This is a genomic window from Janthinobacterium sp. GW823-FHT06H09 (assembly GCF_058794735.1).
This window is the reverse complement of the sequence record NZ_JBXAHC010000005.1, coordinates 142,409-159,782: the sequence shown is the minus strand read 5'-3', so window position 1 is coordinate 159,782 and position 17,374 is coordinate 142,409. Positions and strand designations below refer to the sequence as shown.

The following is a 17,374-nucleotide window of genomic DNA, read 5'->3' as shown; positions in this document are numbered from 1 at the left end:
GGCCCTCGTGGCCAGCATATCGGAGAAATAAATGGATGATGTCGTAATCGTGGCCGCCGGCCGTACCGCAGTCGGCAAATTCGGTGGCAGTCTGGCCAAGATTCCTGCGTCCGAACTGGGCGCGCATGTAATCAAGGGCTTGCTGGCACAAACCGGCATCGACCCGAACCTGATCGGCGAAGCCATCCTGGGCCAGGTGCTGACGGCCGCCGTCGGCCAGAACGCCGCGCGCCAGGCCGTCATCAAGGCTGGCCTGCCCAGCTCCATCCCGGCATTCACCATCAACAAGGTCTGCGGCAGCGGCCTGAAGGCCACGCACCTGGCGGCGCAAGCGATCAAGTGCGGCGACGCCAACATCATCATCGCCGGCGGCCAGGAAAACATGAGCGCCTCGCCGCACGCGATGAACGGTTCGCGCGACGGTTTCCGCATGGGCGACTTCAAGATGATCGACACCATGATCGTCGATGGTCTGTGGGACGTGTACAACCAGTACCACATGGGCATCACGGCGGAAAACGTCGCCAAGAAATACGAAGTGACGCGCGCCGAGCAGGATGAATTCGCGCTGCAGTCGCAGCTGAAAGCGGAAGCGGCGCAAAAAGCGGGCAAGTTCAAGGATGAAATCCTGCCGCTGGAAATCGCCAACAAAAAAGGCACGGTCGTCTTCGACAGCGACGAATACATCAAGCCCGGCTCGACCCTGGATTCGCTGGCCGGCCTGCGCCCTGCGTTCGCCAAGGACGGCACCGTCACGGCCGGCAATGCATCGGGCCTGAACGACGGCGCCGCCGCCGTGATCATGATGTCCGCTTCGCAAGCGAAGGAACTGGGCTTGAAGCCGCTGGCGCGCATCAAGGCTTACGCCTCGTCGGGCCTGGACCCGGCCGTCATGGGCATGGGCCCCGTCTCTGCCTCGCGTCTGTGCCTGAAAAAAGCCGGCTGGACGCATGAAGAGCTGGACCTGATGGAAATCAACGAAGCGTTTGCCGCGCAAGCGATTGCCGTGAACAAGGAAATGGGCTGGGATACCAGCAAGATCAACGTGAACGGCGGCGCGATCGCCATCGGCCACCCGATCGGCGCCTCGGGCGCGCGCATCCTGGTCACCCTGATCCACGAAATGATACGCCGCGACGCCAAGAAAGGCCTGGCAGCGCTGTGCATCGGTGGCGGCATGGGTGTCGCTTTAGCGATCGAGCGCGATTAAGTAGCTGGCACCGAACCCCGCCGTCGCGCGCAGTGCGTGACGGCGGGGTTCGCGGCGGTACGCCGCTGTAATTCTCGGCGGAACTGGGTTGCTTTCACTAAATAATTAACTTTTTGGCAATAGAACGACACTGAGGGGATGAAAATGGCAAGAGTTGCATTGGTAACTGGTGGCATGGGTGGTCTGGGCGAAGCGGTGTGTTTCAAGCTGGCGGCGCTCGGCTATCGCGTGGTGACCACATATTCCCCAGGCAATCCGAAGGTCGAGGAATGGCTGGCGACGACCAAGGACATGGGCTACGACTTCAAGGCATATCCGTGCGACGTGGCCGACTACGATTCGGCCGCTGCCTGCGTGGCGGCAGTGGAAGCGGAAATCGGTCCTGTCGACGTGCTGGTGAATAACGCCGGCATCACGCGCGACATGACGTTCAAGAAGATGGACAAGACGAACTGGGATGCCGTGATGAGCACCAACCTCGATTCCGTCTTCAACATGACCAAGCCCGTCTGCGACGGCATGGTGGAACGCGGCTGGGGCCGCATCATCAATATCTCGTCCGTGAACGGCCAGAAGGGCGCTTTCGGCCAGACCAACTATGCGGCCGCGAAAGCGGGCATGCATGGTTTCACCAAGTCGCTGGCGCTGGAAGTGGCGCGCAAGAACGTCACCGTCAACACCATTTCGCCAGGCTACATCGGCACCAAGATGGTCATGGCGATTCCGCAGGAAGTGCTCGACAGCAAAATCATCCCGCAAATTCCGATGGCGCGCCTGGGCAAGCCGGAAGAAGTGGCCGGCCTGGTGGCCTACCTGGCTTCCGATGAAGCGGCGTTCGTCACGGGCGCGAATATCTCGATCAACGGCGGCCAGCACATGTCGTAATCGTTGTTGAAGTAAAACAGAAAAGACAGCTGCGGCTGTCTTTTTTTATGCTTGCCAGCAAAACGGGACAAGCGCGCGCTTTGCCTTAGAATCAGCATTTCTCCACCGCATCATCTCCATGACCCTTGTTCCCGCCTTGCGCCGCGCCAGCGTGGCCGCCATCCTTTTCCTGGGCGCCAGCGCGGCCCAGGCCAGCGTCGCGTTCCACATCACGGTGACTACCGAGCGCGCGCACAAGCCGGGGTTGAAAACCAGCCTGCCCGCGCGCGAGACGCAGGACAGCGATGTCGTGCTGGGACCGCATTACCTGAGCGTGCGCGATGGCAAGCGCTTGTCCGTGCTCGACTTTGCCACGCGCCGCCGCCACGTCATCGATACGGCGGCGTCCACCTACGACACGTATTCGCTGTTCGACGTGGTGGGCTTTCGCGCCGCCGAGCTGCGCCACCGGCAGGGGCTTGGCGGCATGCTGAAGGCGGGCGGCCTGGAGCAGCACGCAACGCCTCGCGTGTATGAGGAGCAGGCTTTGTCGGTGCTGGACAACAAGCGGCGCGGCGCTCTGCAGCCGCAAGTGCTCGACGGCGCCGTGCTGTGGTCGCTCGACGGGCAGCCCCTGCTGCGCCTGGGCATCGCGGGCAGCCCCGTCAGCGGCGACGACGCCACGGCCTTTGCCCAGTACCTGCGCTACACCTGGGGTGGCCACCCGCTGCTGCTGAAGATGCTGGCCGATGGCAAGCGCGTTCCCGCCGACTTCACCTTGCACTACCAGGAGGTGGGCGGCACGGTGACGCGGCGGTTCCGCATCAGCGCCATGACGGCGGGCGCACCGGCCACCTATACCTTGTCCGCCTACCGGCCCCGTCCGCTGGCGGCCGATGCGCCCCCGCTCGAGCGCGTGCTGGCGCAGGCGGCGCTGTTGCCGCCGCCGGGACCCCAAGTCCATCCCGCGCTGCGCGCCGAAGCGGAAAAACTGTTTGCCGCCGACCAGCCCTTCGAGGCTTTCTTGACCATGCTGGAAGACCATTTTTCCACGGGCGCGCTGGTGGAAAAGCTCACGCCCCGGCAGCAGCTGGCCATGCAGGAATGCCAGCCCATCCATGATTTGACGCGGGGATTGCTGGCCAAGGACCAGGAGGGTATCGCGGCCGCGCTGGCCACCGTGCAAGAGTTAAGGGCGCAAACGGGGATGGCGCAGCCCGTGCTGGCCTTGTTCGAGGGGAATTTGCGCGCCAAGCTGGGGCAATGGCCGGCAGCGACGGCCTTGTATCTGCAAGTGCTGCAGGCAAAACCGCAGATGGCGGCCGTGTACCAGGACCTGGGCGACGCCTTGCTGGCGCAGTTCGATGCGCCGAACGCCTGGCGCAGCTGGGATGCGGGCCGGGCGATGGCGCCGGCCCTGCGGCAATTTCGCAAGGTCAACGACCTCGAGCGCAGCCTGCTGAACGACTATCCCGCCTTCTTTGCCGGCGGAGCGCCGGTTCAGCTGCCGGTTCCGCTGAAAGTTCAGCCCAGCACCAGCCGTCCCGCCAGCAAGACGAAGACGGTGGGCAGTACGAACTTGCCGTAAGGCGAAGGTTTGCCGCGCAGGCGGCGCGCCAGGCGCGCGGCCAGCACGGCGTACATGGCGTCGAACAGTAATCCCACCAGCACCAGGATGGCGCCCAGGCGCAGGTATTGCAGGCCCACGCTGTCGCTGCCCATGACGAATTGCGGCAGGAACATGCTGCAAAACAGCAGTGCCTTCGGATTGAGCAGATTCGTCAGGAAGCCGCGCACCAGGCTGGCACGGGCGCTGTGCGCCGTGGCGGGGGCGGCTTTCTCCTCCGTTGTTTTGGCCGACAGGGCCGACTGCAGCAGGCGCAGCGCCAGGTACAGCAGGTAGGCGGCGCCCGCCCATTTGACCCACTGCAAGGCTTGCGGATGCGTGACCATCAGCGCCGCCAGGCCCGCGCCCGACAGCGCCACGTGCACGGCGCGCGCGCCGGCGATACCCAGTGCCGTCACCAGTGCCGTGGCCACGCCGCGCGCGGCGCCCGTCGCCAGCACCAGCGCCATGTCGGGGCCCGGCAATAAAAAGGCGCCGGCCAGTGCCAGCAGGTACATCAGGAAGGTAGAATCGGACATGGCTCAGTAGAAAAGAAAAGCGGGAGCATGCGCACGCTGCAGCCTGCTCGCCGGGCCCCATTATGTTCTTGTAGCGATGAAATGTGCTTGCTTTTCCTGCCCTGCATGCCCTAGTATTCGGGTAGATTCCACTCGTATCAAAACAAAAATTAGATGAAAATTCCAGAAGTTAGCCTCGACGCCACCGATTTGCAGATACTCAGGCTGTTGCAGGATGAAGGACGGCTGTCGAATGCGCGCCTGGCCGAGCGCTTGAAGCTGAGCGAAACCCCCGTCTGGCGTCGTCTGCGCCGCCTGGAAGAGGAAGGGTTTATTACCGGCTACCAGGCTTTGCTCAACCGGAAGAAGCTGGGCATCGGCCTGGTGGCCTTCGTACGCGTCGTGTTTGCCAACCATGGCGGCGAGCAGCCGTCGCAGTTCGAGCAAGCGATCGCGACGATTCCCGAAATTCTGTCGTGCCACAATGTGGCGGGCGAAGCCGATTATTTCCTGCAAGTGGTGGCGCGCGACCTGGAAGCGTATGGCGAATTCGTCTCGACCGTGCTGCGCCGCCTGCCTGGCGTGGCGGAAATCCAGTCCAGCCTGTCGATGCGCGAAATCAAGTCGTCGAACCGCCTGCCCTTGCTGCTGGCCTGAGCCGGCGGCGGCGCACTATAATTGGAACAGTTGCCAGGCCTCATGCCTGGCGCCCTGACCGCCATTCCAAGGACCGCTCGCCATGCCCGATTCTTTGTCACCCCTGTTTCCCGCCCTGACGCCGAACCGGCACGGCATGCTGGCGGTCGATGACATCCATACCATTTATTGGGAAGAGTGCGGTAACCCCGACGGCATTCCCGTGCTGTTCCTGCATGGCGGCCCGGGCGCGGGCCTGTCGCCGCAGCACCGCCGCTTTTTTGACCCGCAGCGCTACCGCGTGATCCTGTTCGACCAGCGCGGCGCCGGCAAGTCCACGCCGCTGGGCGAATGGCGCAACAACACGACGCAGCTGCTGATCGAGGACATCGAACGCCTGCGCGCCCAGTTCGGCATCGACCAGTGGCTGGTGTTTGGCGGCTCCTGGGGTTCGACCCTGGCGCTGGCATATGGCCAGGCGCATCCGACGGCCTGTCTCGGTTTCGTGCTGCGCGGTATTTTCCTGTGCACGCAGGCGGAAATCGACTGGTTCATCGAAGGCGTGCGCTGGTTTTATCCGGAACTGTACGAGGAATTCGCCGCCCCGATTCCGCTCAAGGAGCGGGGCGACTTGCTGGCGGCTTACGTGCAACGCATCCTCAGCAGCGACCCGGCCGTGTACTGGCCGGCCGCGCGCGCCTGGAGCCGCTTCGAAGGCCGCCGCGTGTATCTGATGCCGCAGCCGGAAGACGCGCCGAACGATGCGCTGGATCTGGGCGTGGGCCGGCTCGAATCGCATTACATGGCCAATCTCGGTTTCTTCGAAGAAGACCAGCTGATCCGCAACATGGGACGCATCGCGCATTTGCCGGCCGTCATCGTGCAGGGACGCTACGACGCCATCTGCCCGCCGCTGTCGGCCTACCGCCTGCAGCAAGCCTGGCCTGGTTCCCAGTTGGAAATGATTCCCGACGCGGGCCATGGCGCGCTCGAGCACGGCATCGCTTCGGCGCTGGTGCGCGCCACCGAGCGCTTTGTGCCGGGGCGCGGCTTCGCATGACCTTGCAACACGCCGGTTGGCAAAGCGGCCAGCCGGCGTGCGCCACCTGCTACACTATGGCCTGTGCTGGCGCCAGGGTCGGGCGCCGGTGTGAACCCACGACTTTTTATCCATGAACATACAGATCGGCGACATCGGCCATATCATCCAGCTGGCGATTGCGCCGGTTTTCCTGTTGACCGGTATCGGCACCATGCTGGTGGTACTGACCAACCGCCTGGGCCGCATCATCGACCGCACGCGCGTGCTGGAAGACCGGCTCGACATCGGCTACAACGATTTCTATATGGATGAGCTAGATACCCTGTATCGGCGTACCCATCTGATCAATTATTCGATTTCGCTGAGCACGGCGTGCGGTTTCTTCGTCTGCGTCATCATCGCCATGCTGTTTTTGGGCGATATTCTGAACCTGACCCTGGACAAATACATCGCGGCCTTCTTTGTGCTGGCCGTGATTTGCCTGATCGGCTGTTTTATTTATTTACTGCGCGAAATTTACCTGGCTGCCAGGGCCCAGCGCATCCGGCGCCATATCCGCCCGCCCCGCTAGGCGGCGCGCCGGTTTACCCTACTATTGAAGAACGAGTCCAGCATGCACGATTACAAACGTCCCCCCACCCTGCACCGCTACGGCCAGCGCAGCGAACTCGAGCTGGCGCTGAGCCTGGGCCAGTTCCGCCTGGCGCCAGCGGGCAATTGTTTGACCCTGAGTTTTTCGCAAGTGTGGGACAAGCAACTGTTCGACCTGTTTGCCCCGGCCGACGCTTGTTTGATCATCCACAATACGGAAGAATTCGGCGAACGCCTGCACCGCGCCGTGCAGCGCACCTTGCCCAGCTGGGCCGGCATCGATGGCCTGGTCGAATACGGCCAGCGCGCGGCCCTGGGCGCCGCCTTCACCAAGACGCGCGCCGAAGCGCCCGAACAGGAATGGCTGTTCGCCTGGCGCTCGATGCAGCCGCAAGCGAGCCTCAACCCCGTCACCGTAAAACTGGGCAGCCTGGAAAACTTCGCGGAAATCCGCGACCGCGACACCTATCTGGCTTGATTTAACCTGCCTTTTCCGCGTACTGGCTGTCGATGCGGGTGAGTACGGCCGCCATCATGCGTTCGATATCGCCGCGTATCATGGTCGTGCCCAGCATGCCGGGCACATAGAAGCCCGGCATCAGCCGGCTGGAAAAGACGATGCGCGTGCCGCCCGTCTCGGGCACGGGATACAGATTCCAGCGCGATTCGTAATGCCGCATGTCGCCCGAGATCAGGGCGATGTCGATGGCCGTCAACGGCGTTTCCGTGGCCCGCACCACCAAGTGGATCGCATGGTTCATGAACAGGAAGCGCGCCATGCCCTGCTGCTCGATGATGACTTCATTGCCGTTGCGCGACAGCACGCGGCAGGAACTGAGGTCGGGCACGAATTCGCTCATGCGCTCGTAAGTGGTCAGGGTCTTCCACACGGAGGCCGGCGGCGCCTGCACGCTGCCGCTGGCATCGACTTCATACATGCGCTGCCCGTCGACCTCGATGCGCTTGACCTCGACCTTCAGCTTGTCCAGGCGTATGGCCTGTGCCAGCGCGGTAGCGGGGACGGCGCACAGCATCAACAGGCAGAGGAAGAGTCGCTTCATGCCACCTAGCCTACGGGAAAGTACCGCCCGGCACAAGCTGTACGCACCGCCGTCGGGCGCGTCGGGCGATTTAGAACTCCCGGTCTAGAGAAAGTCGCTGCGGCGAGCGGCAATGCTTGCTACCGTACGGCCTGCAACCACCTTACCGGACCGATCACCATGACTGCCTACCCCCATCTGCTGGCCCCGCTCGACCTGGGTTTTACCACCTTGCGCAACCGCGTCATCATGGGGTCCATGCACACGGGCCTGGAAGACCGCTTTTATCATTATGGCAAGCTTGCCGCGTTTTACCGCGAACGGGCACGCGGCGGCGTGGGCCTGATCGTTACGGGCGGCATCTCGCCGAACCGGCAAGGCTGGCTGCTGCCGTTCGGCGGCACCTTGAATTTCCTTGGCGACGTGCCCAACCACCGCAAGGTCACGCGCGCCGTGCACGAGGAGGGCGGCAAGATCGTCATGCAGATCCTGCACGCGGGCCGCTATGGTTATCAACCGTTCGTCGTCTCGGCATCGGCCAAAAAATCGCCGATCTCGCCGTTCCGCCCCCGTCCCCTGACGGAACGGGGTATCGAGCGCACCATCTGCGACTACGTGCGTTGCGCGCGCCTGGCGCAAAAGGCGGGCTACGACGGCATCGAAGTGATGGGCAGCGAAGGCTATCTGCTGAACCAGTTCCTGTGCGCGCGCACGAATCTGCGGCAGGACCGCTGGGGCGGCACGATCGAGAACCGCATGCGCCTGCCCGTGGAGATCGTGCGCCGCATCCGGGCCGCCGTCGGCCCCAACTTCATCATCATGTACCGCCATTCCCTGCTCGACCTGGTCGAGGGCGGCAATACCTGGGACGACGTGGTGACGGTGGCCAAGGCGCTGGAACAGGCGGGCGTGACCATTCTGAATACGGGTTTCGGCTGGCATGAGGCAAGAGTCCCCACCATCGTCACCTCCGTGCCGCGCGCCGCATTTGCTTCCGTGGCGGGCCGGCTGCGCCGCGAAGTCACCATTCCCGTGGTGGCGTCGAACCGCATCAACATGCCGCACGAGGCCAATGCCATCCTCGAGCGGGGCGACTGCGACCTGGTGTCGATGGCGCGCCCTTTCCTGGCCGACCCCGACTTTGTCGCCAAGGCGGCCGCGGGCCGCGCGGACGAGATCAACACCTGCATCGGCTGCAACCAGGCCTGCCTCGACCACACCTTTGCCAATAAGCGCGCCAGTTGCCTGGTCAACCCGCGCGCCTGCCATGAAACGGAACTTGTGTACGCGAAAAAAGCCGTGCCGCGCCGCGTGGCCGTCGTCGGCGCCGGGCCGGCCGGCTTGTCGGCCGCCACCGTGGCTGCCGAATGCGGGCACGAGGTGACCCTGTTCGACAGCAGCGACAGCGTGGGCGGCCAGTTCAAGGTGGCCATGCAGATACCGGGCAAGGAAGAATTTACGGAAACCATCCGCTATTTTGCCCGCCGCATCGCCTTGTCGACTATCAAGCTGCGCCTGGGCCAGCGCGTCACGCGCGAGCAATTGCTGGCCGGCGGCTATGACGATGTCATCATCGCCACCGGCATCAAGGTGCGCCTGCCGGCCATTCCCGGCATCGACCATCCGACCGTGCTGTCCTACCTGGATGTGCTGCAAGCCAAGAAGCCCGTGGGCGCGCGCGTGGCCATCATCGGCGCGGGCGGCATCGGTTTCGACGTGGGAGAGTATTTGCTGCACGACCCGGCGCACCCGCTGCCGCAGCCCGTATCGACCTGGGCGGGCGAGTGGGGCGTGGACTTGAATGCGGCGACGGGCGGCGGCCTGGTGCCGTCCGTGGCGCCCCATCCCGTGCGGCAAATCTTTCTGTTGCAGCGCAAGACGTCGAAAGTGGGCGCGGGGCTGGGCAAGACCTCGGGCTGGGTGCACCGCGCGGCGCTGGCGCGCAACGGCGTGGCCATGCTGGCCGGCGTCACCTACGACAAGATCGACGGGCAAGGCTTGCACATCACCGTGGGCGGTGAACAGCGCCTGCTGGCGGTGGACAACGTCATCATCTGCGCGGGCCAGGACAGTTTGACGGAACTCATGCCGGAAACGGACAAGGATGGCAAGCCGCTGCTCGCGGGCGGTCCCCGTTTCCACAAGATCGGCGGCGCCGCGCTGGCGGCGGAACTCGACGCCAAGCGGGCGATACGGGAAGGGGCGGAGCTGGCGGCGCGTTTGTAACTCTGAAAAAAAAACTGGGGTCGGACCCTCAGGGTCCGACCCCGGCATTTGCATGGGTCACAGATTCGGCATCAAAGAGCCTTAATGGCCATGCCCCTTGCTGGCCGTCTCAAAACTCTGCAGCACGTGCTCGGCCATGCCATTGGCCAGTTCGTGCTCGCCGATGAATACCTTGCCCGCGTTTTCCGCGCGCAGCAATTCCGCCTCTTCCTCGCTGTGCGTGCGCACCACCGTCAGGATGTGCGGGTTCAGCGCGCGCGCCGTCTCGATCATGGCGCGCACGTGGAAGGTGTCCGGCGTGGCGATGACGAGCATGGTGGCGTGCGTGATGTGCGCCTGGATCAGCACGGCCGGTTCGCCCGCATTGCCGGCCACGGCCGGGATGCCCTGCTTGCGCAGCTGGTCGACGATTTCGCGGTTTTCCTCTGCCACGACAAAGTGGATGCCCCGCTCCATCAGGGCGGCGGCGATGCGCCGGCCCACGCGGCCATAGCCGACCAGCACGATCTGGCCCGACAGTTTTTCCTGCGGCACCGTCATCGGCAGCTCGGCCAGCGGGTCCGTGGTGCGTTCGAACTTGCGGGCGAAATCGCTGTTGCCGATCACGCGCAGCAGCGGCTTGGCCATGCTGAAGACGAGCGGGTTAAGGGCGATCGACAGGATGGCGCCGGCCAGGATCAGGCTTTGCCCTTCCTGCGGCATCAGGCCCAGGGACAGGCCCAGGGCGGCCAGGATGAACGAGAATTCGCCGATCTGCGCCAGGCTGGCCGAAACGATGATGGCCGTTTTCGGCGGATAGCGCAGCGCCATCACGAGCAAGAAGGCGGCGATCGACTTGCCGAAGATAATGATGGCGCACACGGCCAGCACTTGCAGGGGCTTGTCGATGAGGATGGTCGGCTCGAACAGCATGCCGACGGACACGAAGAACAGCACGGCGAACGCGTCGCGCAAGGGCAGGGACTCTTCTGCGGCGCGGTGACTGAGTTCCGATTCGCGCAGCACCATGCCGGCGAAGAAGGCGCCCAGCGCGAACGACACGCCGAACAGCTTGGTCGAGGCGTAGGCGATGCCGACGGCGGCGGCGATCACGCACAGGGTGAACAGTTCGCGCGAACCGGTGCGCGCCACTTGCCACAGTATCCACGGGAACAGCTTGCGGCCGACGACCAGCATGAAGATGATGAAGCCGGCCACTTGACCCAGGGTCACGGCCAGGGTTTGCCACAGGCTGACGGCTTCGGCATCGGGCGCGACCTTGCCGCCGAGCACACTGGCGAACGCCGGCAGCAGCACGAGGACCAAGACGGTGACCAGATCTTCCACCACCAGCCAGCCGACGGCGATGCGGCCATTGAGCGAGTCGAGGATGCCCCGTTCTTCCAGCGCGCGCAGCAGCACCACGGTACTGGCCACGGACAGGGCCAGGCCAAAGATCAGGCCGCCACCGAGGGTCCAGCCCCACCAGTGGGCCAGGCCCATGCCCATCGCCGTGGCGACGCCGATCTGCAGGATGGCGCCAGGCAGCGCGATCTTGCGCACGTCCCACAAATCTTCGATGGAAAAGTGCAGGCCGACACCGAACATCATCAGCATCACCCCGATTTCCGCCAATTGTCCCGCTATTTCCGCATCCGCCACAAAACCGGGCGTGGCCGGTCCGATGATGATGCCGGCGGCCAGATAGCCGACCAGTGCCGGCAGTTTCAGGCGCGCGGCGATGAAGCCGAAGATGAGGCCGAACCCGAGGGCGGCGGCGATGGTGGTGATCAGGCTGATGTCATGGGGCATGCGTGTGGGGTTCCTTATGGGGACGTGCTGGTAGAAAAAGATGTTGCTCAGCGACCAAGTATAAACGCATCAAAGCCCTTGCCGGAATGTTCCTGCGGCTTTATCGCAAAAAACCTGTGCTATATCTTCGTCCAGGTGGCCACGAACGCATGCCTATCCACCTCGAACATCGCCTAATTCAGCAGTCAGGCGATGTTACACCCATGCGCTCAGAGCTTGCGCACGACCACGCAGCCGATGGAATAGCCGGCGCCGAACGAGCAGATGACGCCGGTGCTGCCTGCCGCCATGTCATCCTGATATTTATGGAAGGCGATGATGGAACCGGCCGACGAGGTGTTGGCGTAGGTGTCGAGGATCACGGGCGCTTCGTTGCCTTGCGCGTCGCGGCCCAGGATCAGGCGGGCGATCAGCAGGTTCATGTTCAGGTTGGCCTGGTGCAGCCAGTAGCGGGAGACTTGCGCCACTTCCACGCCGGCCTTGGCCAGGGTCGCCTTGATCATCTCGGCGGCCATCGGGCACACTTCCTTGAAGACCTTGCGCCCTTGCTGGCGGAACAATTTGTCGGCCTTGCCCACGCCGGACTCGTCAAAACGGTTGAGGAAGCCGAAATTGTTGCGGATGGCGTTAGAGAAGCGCGTTTTCAGTTCCGTGCCGATGATCTCGAACTGGTGCTGCGAGACGGCCGTGTCCTTCGCTTCGACGATGATTGCGGTGCAGGCGTCGCCGAAAATGAAATGGCTGTCGCGGTCGCGCCAGTTCAGGTGGCCGCTGGTGATTTCCGGATTCAACACCAGCACGGCGCGCGCCTGGCCGCTTTGCACGGCGGCCACGGCTTGCTGGATGCCGAAGGTGGCGGACGAGCACGCCACGTTCATATCAAAACCATAGCCGTCGATGCCGAGCGCATCCTGTACTTCCACGGCCATGGCCGGGTAGGCGCGCTGCATGTTGCTGCAGGCCACCAGCACCATGTCGATGTCGGCCGGCGTGCGGCCGGCGCGCGCCAGGGCGTCTTTGGCGGCGGCGACGGCCATTTCCGCCTGCAAGGACAGTTCGTCATCGCCCCGTTCCGCAATGCGCGAGACCATGCGGGCCGGGTCGAGGATGCCTTCCTTTTCCATCACGAAGCGCGACTTGATGCCGGACGCCTTTTCGATGAAGGCCACGCTCGACAGTTCCAGCGCCGTCACCTCGCCCGCGGCGATCGCGCCGGCGTTGTCGGCATTGAACTTTTCCGCGTAGGCATTGAAGCAGGTGACCAGCTCTTCGTTGGAGATCGAAAAGGGCGGCGTATACAGTCCGGTACCGCTGATGACGACTTGTTTCATGGTTAAACTTTCAAATTTGGCAATCGGCGTGGCGCCGATAAGTGAAGCAAATTTTACACAAACGGGCTCGACTGTAGAGAGTTTCGTGTTGCGAGGCAGGGGGATGGGTGGCGGAAGATTGATTTTTGTCGCGTGGACGGGTGCTGGGGGTATTGCGTGTGATGGGGTCAGACCCGGCGGGTCTGACCCCAAACTGCCTACTTTTTCTGTTCTTTCTTGACGTCGGCCTGCACCACCACCGGTTCGGCCTTGGCCAGCTGCACGGGCAAGCCCTTCAGGTGGTTCAGCGCCTGGTGCAATTGAAAATCGTCCTGGCTGCCAAATTCCAGCGGCTTGCGGGTCTTTTCCAGGGCGATGATGCGCAATTGCTCTTCCATCTCGTCGTTGACGGGCGCCGCCTTGGCACTTTCTTGGTCGCGGTCGTTGCTCAGGTGCTTGGTCAGGTCCGCTTCGCGGATGCGCAAGCCGTTCAAGCCGTCGCCGTCCGCATTCTCGTCGACCAGCAGGTCGGGCACGATGCCCTTGGCCTGGATCGAGCGGCCGTTCGGCGTGTAGTAGCGGGCCGTCGTCAGCTTGACGGCCGTGTCGGCCGTCAGCTGGCGGATGGTTTGCACGGAACCCTTGCCGAAGGTTTGCGTGCCGATGATGGTGGCGCGCTTGTAATCCTGCAGGGCGCCGGCGACGATTTCCGAGGCTGAGGCCGACCCCGTGTTGACGAGCACCACCAGCGGTACTTTCTTGATGGCGGCCGGCAATTTCGCCAGCGCGTCGCCTTCCGAGCGGAAGGTATAGTATTCGGCGCGGCCGTAGAACACCTGTTTCGAGTCCGGCAACTGGCCGTTGGTCGAGACGATGGCCGCGTCCTTCGGCAGGAAGGCGGCCGAGACGCCGATGGCGCCCTGCAGCACGCCGCCCGGATCGTTGCGCAGGTCCAGCACCATGCCCTTGATGTTCGGGTCTTGCTGGTATAGCGCTGTGATCTGCGCGGCCATGTCGTCGACGGTCGGTTCCTGGAATTGCGATACGCGCAGCCAGGCGTAGCCGGGTTCGACCATCTTCGCCTTCACGCTCTTTTGATGGATTTCCTCGCGCGTGATGGTGAACGCCAGCGGCTGCGGTTCATCCTTGCGAGCAATGGTCAGCGACACCTTGGTGCCCGGTTCGCCGCGCATGCGCTTGACGTTGTCGTCCAGGCTGACGCCTTTCACGGGCTGGCCATCGAGGCGGGTGATCAAATCGCCGGCCTTGATGCCGGCGCGGTAGGCGGGCGAATCCTCGATGGGCGAGACGATCCTGATGTAGCCGTCTTCGCTCAGGCCGATTTCGATGCCCAGGCCGACGAACTTGCCTTCGGAGCCTTCGCGCAGCTCGGCGTAGGCTTTCTTGTCCAGGTAGGCGGAATGGGGGTCGAGCGAGGCGACCATGCCGGCAATGGCGTCTTCCAGCAGTTTCTTGTCTTCCACCGGCTCGACGTAATCGGACTTGATCAGGCCAAACACGTCGGCCAGCTGGCGCAGCTCTTCCAGCGGCAGGGGCGGCTCGACGGTTTTTTGCGCCATGGCGGAAAATTGCAGCGACACGGCGACGCCGGCCACCACGCCCAGGCCGATCAAGCCGGTATTTTTGAGTTTGCCCATCATTGCACCTTTGCAGCTAGCGTGTCTTGCACAAGCGCCAGTCCCCGTGGAGCGGCGCTTTGTTGAAAGTATAGACCTGAATCTCTGCCGGCGTGGGCCGGCCGCGGAAAAAGCATGCCTTGGCCCAGTCTACGCGCGAAAACGGGGCTGTCAGCTTGCCATATGTTGCGGTTTTGTATGCGATGTATAGGGGGTCTTGAGGGGAGTAAGCATTTGTAATAGTCGAAAAAAAGCGTGTGCGGCGGCCCTATAGTGGACTCGCATTCTCGACCCGAAGTGGTTTTGCCTGCGTCCGCGGACGCAGGCTTTTTTTTGTCGGCGGGTTCAAGCTCATTTAGACTGGCGCTTCTTCCTTGGCAGCGGATAAAAAATGTTAACTGATTTGCAGGCACGTGCCGCGCTCACAGCGCTGATTGAAAAGTATCTGCGGGGGCGGTATCCCGATGCCGGCCTGCTGATCGACATCGTTCAGGATCCGTCACGGCAAGTGCCGATTCGGGGTGTGCTCGAAGATATCGGACAGTTCAACGACACGCAGTTCACGCAACAGGAGCTGGCGCTGATCGACGACTTGCTGTATCTGTATGGATAAACGTGTGAATATACCTTGAGCCTGGCCGAACTGAGCGGCGATTCTCAGGGTAGTCAGGGGGCAATATTGGCCAAAGGGCATGGCCGCGTGCTACATTCCTGCAGCGCCTGGCGCGGCAGGCTATCCGCCCGCAGCTATCTGCCCGGTCTTTTTGACATGCCCCATAAGGACAATTCGTGAATCGCTATCTCTTAAGCAGTCTGACCCTGACCCTGTTGGCTGCGTTTGCCCATGCCGCCGAACCCGTATCCGCCGTGGCCGCGCCGACCGTAGCCCCGAGCGCCGCGCCTGCCGCGGCCGGCGTCGTTTCCGGCATCGATGTGCAGTACATCGACCCCGCCGTGCGCGTGCAGGATGACTTCTTCACCCATTTGAACGGCAAGTGGCTGGCCACGACCGAGATTCCTGCCGACAAATCGAGCTGGGGTTCGTTCGCCAAGCTGCGCGACGACACGACGCCGCAGTTGCGCGGCATCATCGAGTCCACGCAACAGGACAAGAACAAGAAGGCCGGTTCCGAAGCGCAGAAGATTGCCGACCTGTACGCCAGCTACATGGATGAAGCCAAGCTCGAAGCGTTGGGCACGAAGCCGCTGGCCGGCGAACTGAACCGCATCCGCTCGCTGCGCGACAAGAAGGGCGTGCCCGCCCTGATCGCCCACCTGAGCCAGACGGGCGTGTCGACGCCATACGCCGTCTACGTGGGCCAGGATGCGCGCGCCTCGACGAAATATGCGGCTTACGTGAGCCAGAGCGGCCTGGGCATGCCCGACCGCGACTACTACCTGGAAGCCAAGCAGGCGGGCGTGAAGGAAAAATACCAGGCGCACGTGGAAAAAATGCTGGCCATGGCGGGCGACAAGAACGCCGCCGCCCGTGCCAAGGCCGTCGTTGCCCTGGAAACGGCTTTGGCCGAAGTGCAATGGACCAAGGTCGAGAACCGCGACCCTGTGAAACGCTACAACAAGACCGACATCAATAAACTGAACGACCTGACCCCTGGCTACGACCTGAAGTCGGGCCTGGCCGCCCTGGGCATCGCCAACAAGGTCGATTACGTCATCGTCAACCAGCCGAGCTACCTGGCCGGCTACGACAAGGTGCTGGCCGCCACCGACCTGGACACCCTGAAAGCGTATTTCGAATGGCAGTTGCTGCGCAGCTATGCCAGCTACCTGTCGAAAAACTTCGTCGACGAGAGCTTTGCCTTCTACGGCACGGTACTGAGCGGCGTGACGGAAAACCAGCCGCGCTGGAAGCGTGGCGTGGGCGCCGTCGAAGGCGTGCTGGGTGAAGCCGTCGGTAAGCTGTATGTGGCGCAATATTTCCCGGCCGAGCGCAAGGCGCACATGCAGGAACTGGTGAAAAACGTGCTGGCCGCCTACAAGGACAGCATCGACACCCTGGACTGGATGAGCCCGGAGACCAAGAAGGAAGCGCAAGCCAAGCTGGCCAAGTTCACGCCGAAGATCGCGTATCCGAACAAATGGCGCGATTACACGAAGCTGCAAATCGTCCAGGGCGACCTGGTGGGCAACATGATGCGCGCCGCCAACTTCGGTTCCGCGCGCCAGGTGGCCAAGCTCGGCAAACCGATCGACCGCGAAGAGTGGGGCATGACGCCGCAAACGGTGAACGCCTATTACAGCTCGACGATGAATGAAATCGTCTTCCCGGCCTCCATCCTGCAGCCGCCGTTTTTTGACGCCAACGCGGACGATGCCGTCAACTATGGCGCCATCGGCGCCGTCATCGGCCATGAAATCAGCCACGGCTTCGACGACAAGGGCAGCCAGTCCGATGGCGACGGCAACCTGCGCGACTGGTGGACCCCGGCCGACCGCAAGAACTTCGCCGCCAAGGCCGATGCGCTGACCAAGCAGTACGATGGCTACAGCCCGTTGCCGGGCTATCACGTCAACGGCGCGCTGACCCTGGGCGAAAACATCGCCGACAACTCGGGCGTGGCGATCGCCTATAAAGCGTACAAGATTTCGCTGGGCGGCAAGCCGGCGCCTGTGCTGGACGGCCTGACGGGCGACCAGCGCTTCTACATGGGCTTTGGCCAGGTGTGGCGCAGCAAGATGCGCGAAGCGCAGCAGATCGTGCAGATCAAGACCGACCCCCATTCGCCGGGCCAGTACCGCGCGAACGGCACCATGGTCAACCAGCCTGGCTTCTATGAAGCGTTTGGCGTGAAACCGGGCGACAAGATGTATGTCGCGCCGGAAAACCGCGTGATCATCTGGTAACCGTCATCCGACACACCGATGGCGCTCATCATGTTGTC

General features: G+C 63.1%; 15 protein-coding genes. 10 read left to right on the top strand and 5 right to left on the bottom strand.

What is annotated here, in order from left to right; genetic code table 11:
• The first annotated feature begins 31 nt into the window (after positions 1 to 31).
• The 3 genes from AC1Q6X_RS09855 (at position 32) to AC1Q6X_RS09845 (ending at position 3,662) form a co-directional block, all read left to right on the top strand.
• Positions 32 to 1,210, top strand: a complete 1,179-nt coding sequence (locus AC1Q6X_RS09855) for an acetyl-CoA C-acetyltransferase (protein ID WP_071325828.1) — start codon at positions 32 to 34, stop codon at positions 1,208 to 1,210.
• 144 nt (positions 1,211 to 1,354) lie between these two features.
• Positions 1,355 to 2,095 carry an acetoacetyl-CoA reductase gene (gene phbB, locus AC1Q6X_RS09850; RefSeq protein ID WP_070219113.1) on the top strand — a complete coding sequence of 247 codons (741 nt, stop codon included), beginning with the start codon at positions 1,355 to 1,357 and terminating at the stop codon, positions 2,093 to 2,095.
• A gap of 118 nt (positions 2,096 to 2,213) precedes the next feature.
• Complete coding sequence (locus AC1Q6X_RS09845) at positions 2,214 to 3,662, top strand: hypothetical protein (protein WP_492496693.1); 1,449 nt, start codon at positions 2,214 to 2,216, stop codon at positions 3,660 to 3,662.
• Here AC1Q6X_RS09845 and AC1Q6X_RS09840 read toward each other — a convergent pair.
• A complete protein-coding gene (locus AC1Q6X_RS09840; RefSeq protein ID WP_409027449.1) occupies positions 3,599 to 4,219 on the bottom strand; it encodes a LysE family translocator in 621 nt (206 codons plus the stop codon). The two genes, AC1Q6X_RS09845 and AC1Q6X_RS09840, sit on opposite strands and share 64 nt — an antisense overlap.
• Before the next feature lie 153 nt (positions 4,220 to 4,372).
• Between AC1Q6X_RS09840 and AC1Q6X_RS09835 the strand changes: the two genes are divergently transcribed.
• From AC1Q6X_RS09835 to AC1Q6X_RS09820, 4 genes are all read left to right on the top strand, one after another.
• Positions 4,373 to 4,855: an Lrp/AsnC family transcriptional regulator gene (locus AC1Q6X_RS09835; protein ID WP_034783718.1), complete on the top strand. Its 483-nt coding sequence runs from the start codon at positions 4,373 to 4,375 to the stop codon at positions 4,853 to 4,855.
• 82 nt (positions 4,856 to 4,937) lie between these two features.
• On the top strand, positions 4,938 to 5,894 hold the full coding sequence (pip, locus tag AC1Q6X_RS09830) for a prolyl aminopeptidase (protein WP_492496690.1): 957 nt from the start codon (positions 4,938 to 4,940) through the stop codon (positions 5,892 to 5,894).
• 112 nt (positions 5,895 to 6,006) lie between these two features.
• On the top strand, positions 6,007 to 6,447 hold the full coding sequence (locus AC1Q6X_RS09825) for a DUF2721 domain-containing protein (protein WP_070219003.1): 441 nt from the start codon (positions 6,007 to 6,009) through the stop codon (positions 6,445 to 6,447).
• Positions 6,448 to 6,489: 42 nt separating this feature from the next.
• Complete coding sequence (locus AC1Q6X_RS09820) at positions 6,490 to 6,945, top strand: hypothetical protein (protein WP_034752899.1); 456 nt, start codon at positions 6,490 to 6,492, stop codon at positions 6,943 to 6,945.
• Position 6,946: 1 nt separating this feature from the next.
• Here the strand turns inward: AC1Q6X_RS09820 and AC1Q6X_RS09815 are convergent, their stop codons facing one another.
• Positions 6,947 to 7,528, bottom strand: a complete 582-nt coding sequence (locus tag AC1Q6X_RS09815) for an SRPBCC family protein (protein WP_492496687.1) — start codon at positions 7,526 to 7,528, stop codon at positions 6,947 to 6,949.
• A 159-nt stretch (positions 7,529 to 7,687) separates the two neighbouring features.
• Here AC1Q6X_RS09815 and AC1Q6X_RS09810 point away from each other — a divergent pair, with 159 nt between their 5' ends.
• Complete coding sequence (locus AC1Q6X_RS09810) at positions 7,688 to 9,733, top strand: 2,4-dienoyl-CoA reductase FMN-binding domain-containing protein (protein ID WP_492496685.1); 2,046 nt, start codon at positions 7,688 to 7,690, stop codon at positions 9,731 to 9,733.
• A gap of 81 nt (positions 9,734 to 9,814) precedes the next feature.
• Here the strand turns inward: AC1Q6X_RS09810 and AC1Q6X_RS09805 are convergent, their stop codons facing one another.
• From AC1Q6X_RS09805 to AC1Q6X_RS09795, 3 genes are all read right to left on the bottom strand, one after another.
• Entirely contained in the window at positions 9,815 to 11,524 is a 1,710-nt protein-coding gene (locus AC1Q6X_RS09805) for a cation:proton antiporter domain-containing protein (protein WP_070313081.1), read from the bottom strand.
• A 209-nt stretch (positions 11,525 to 11,733) separates the two neighbouring features.
• Positions 11,734 to 12,855 (bottom strand): beta-ketoacyl-ACP synthase III, encoded by a 1,122-nt coding sequence (locus tag AC1Q6X_RS09800; protein ID WP_492496683.1) that lies wholly within the window; start codon positions 12,853 to 12,855, stop codon positions 11,734 to 11,736.
• A 197-nt stretch (positions 12,856 to 13,052) separates the two neighbouring features.
• Positions 13,053 to 14,495 (bottom strand): S41 family peptidase, encoded by a 1,443-nt coding sequence (locus AC1Q6X_RS09795; protein WP_070289417.1) that lies wholly within the window; start codon positions 14,493 to 14,495, stop codon positions 13,053 to 13,055.
• Between the two features lie 367 nt (positions 14,496 to 14,862).
• Here AC1Q6X_RS09795 and AC1Q6X_RS09790 point away from each other — a divergent pair, with 367 nt between their 5' ends.
• A complete protein-coding gene (locus tag AC1Q6X_RS09790) occupies positions 14,863 to 15,084 on the top strand; it encodes a hypothetical protein (protein ID WP_230504228.1) in 222 nt (73 codons plus the stop codon).
• Between the two features lie 176 nt (positions 15,085 to 15,260).
• Positions 15,261 to 17,336 (top strand): M13 family metallopeptidase, encoded by a 2,076-nt coding sequence (locus AC1Q6X_RS09785; protein ID WP_070289420.1) that lies wholly within the window; start codon positions 15,261 to 15,263, stop codon positions 17,334 to 17,336.
• Positions 17,337 to 17,374 lie beyond the last annotated feature (38 nt).

Excerpts from the sequence above, each read along its gene's own strand:
- AC1Q6X_RS09800 (WP_492496683.1), bottom strand. The coding sequence starts at position 12,855 with ATGAAACAAGTCGTCATCAGCGGTACCGGACTGTATACGCCGCCCTTT.
- AC1Q6X_RS09810 (WP_492496685.1), top strand. The coding sequence starts at position 7,688 with ATGACTGCCTACCCCCATCTGCTGGCCCCGCTCGACCTGGGTTTTACC.
- AC1Q6X_RS09805 (WP_070313081.1), bottom strand. The coding sequence starts at position 11,524 with ATGCCCCATGACATCAGCCTGATCACCACCATCGCCGCCGCCCTCGGG.
- AC1Q6X_RS09840 (WP_409027449.1), bottom strand. The coding sequence starts at position 4,219 with ATGTCCGATTCTACCTTCCTGATGTACCTGCTGGCACTGGCCGGCGCC.
- AC1Q6X_RS09845 (WP_492496693.1), top strand. The coding sequence starts at position 2,214 with ATGACCCTTGTTCCCGCCTTGCGCCGCGCCAGCGTGGCCGCCATCCTT.
- AC1Q6X_RS09855 (WP_071325828.1), top strand. The coding sequence starts at position 32 with ATGGATGATGTCGTAATCGTGGCCGCCGGCCGTACCGCAGTCGGCAAA.
- AC1Q6X_RS09795 (WP_070289417.1), bottom strand. The coding sequence starts at position 14,495 with ATGATGGGCAAACTCAAAAATACCGGCTTGATCGGCCTGGGCGTGGTG.
- AC1Q6X_RS09820 (WP_034752899.1), top strand. The coding sequence starts at position 6,490 with ATGCACGATTACAAACGTCCCCCCACCCTGCACCGCTACGGCCAGCGC.
- phbB (WP_070219113.1), top strand. The coding sequence starts at position 1,355 with ATGGCAAGAGTTGCATTGGTAACTGGTGGCATGGGTGGTCTGGGCGAA.
- AC1Q6X_RS09790 (WP_230504228.1), top strand. The coding sequence starts at position 14,863 with ATGTTAACTGATTTGCAGGCACGTGCCGCGCTCACAGCGCTGATTGAA.
- AC1Q6X_RS09835 (WP_034783718.1), top strand. The coding sequence starts at position 4,373 with ATGAAAATTCCAGAAGTTAGCCTCGACGCCACCGATTTGCAGATACTC.
- AC1Q6X_RS09825 (WP_070219003.1), top strand. The coding sequence starts at position 6,007 with ATGAACATACAGATCGGCGACATCGGCCATATCATCCAGCTGGCGATT.
- pip (WP_492496690.1), top strand. The coding sequence starts at position 4,938 with ATGCCCGATTCTTTGTCACCCCTGTTTCCCGCCCTGACGCCGAACCGG.
- AC1Q6X_RS09815 (WP_492496687.1), bottom strand. The coding sequence starts at position 7,528 with ATGAAGCGACTCTTCCTCTGCCTGTTGATGCTGTGCGCCGTCCCCGCT.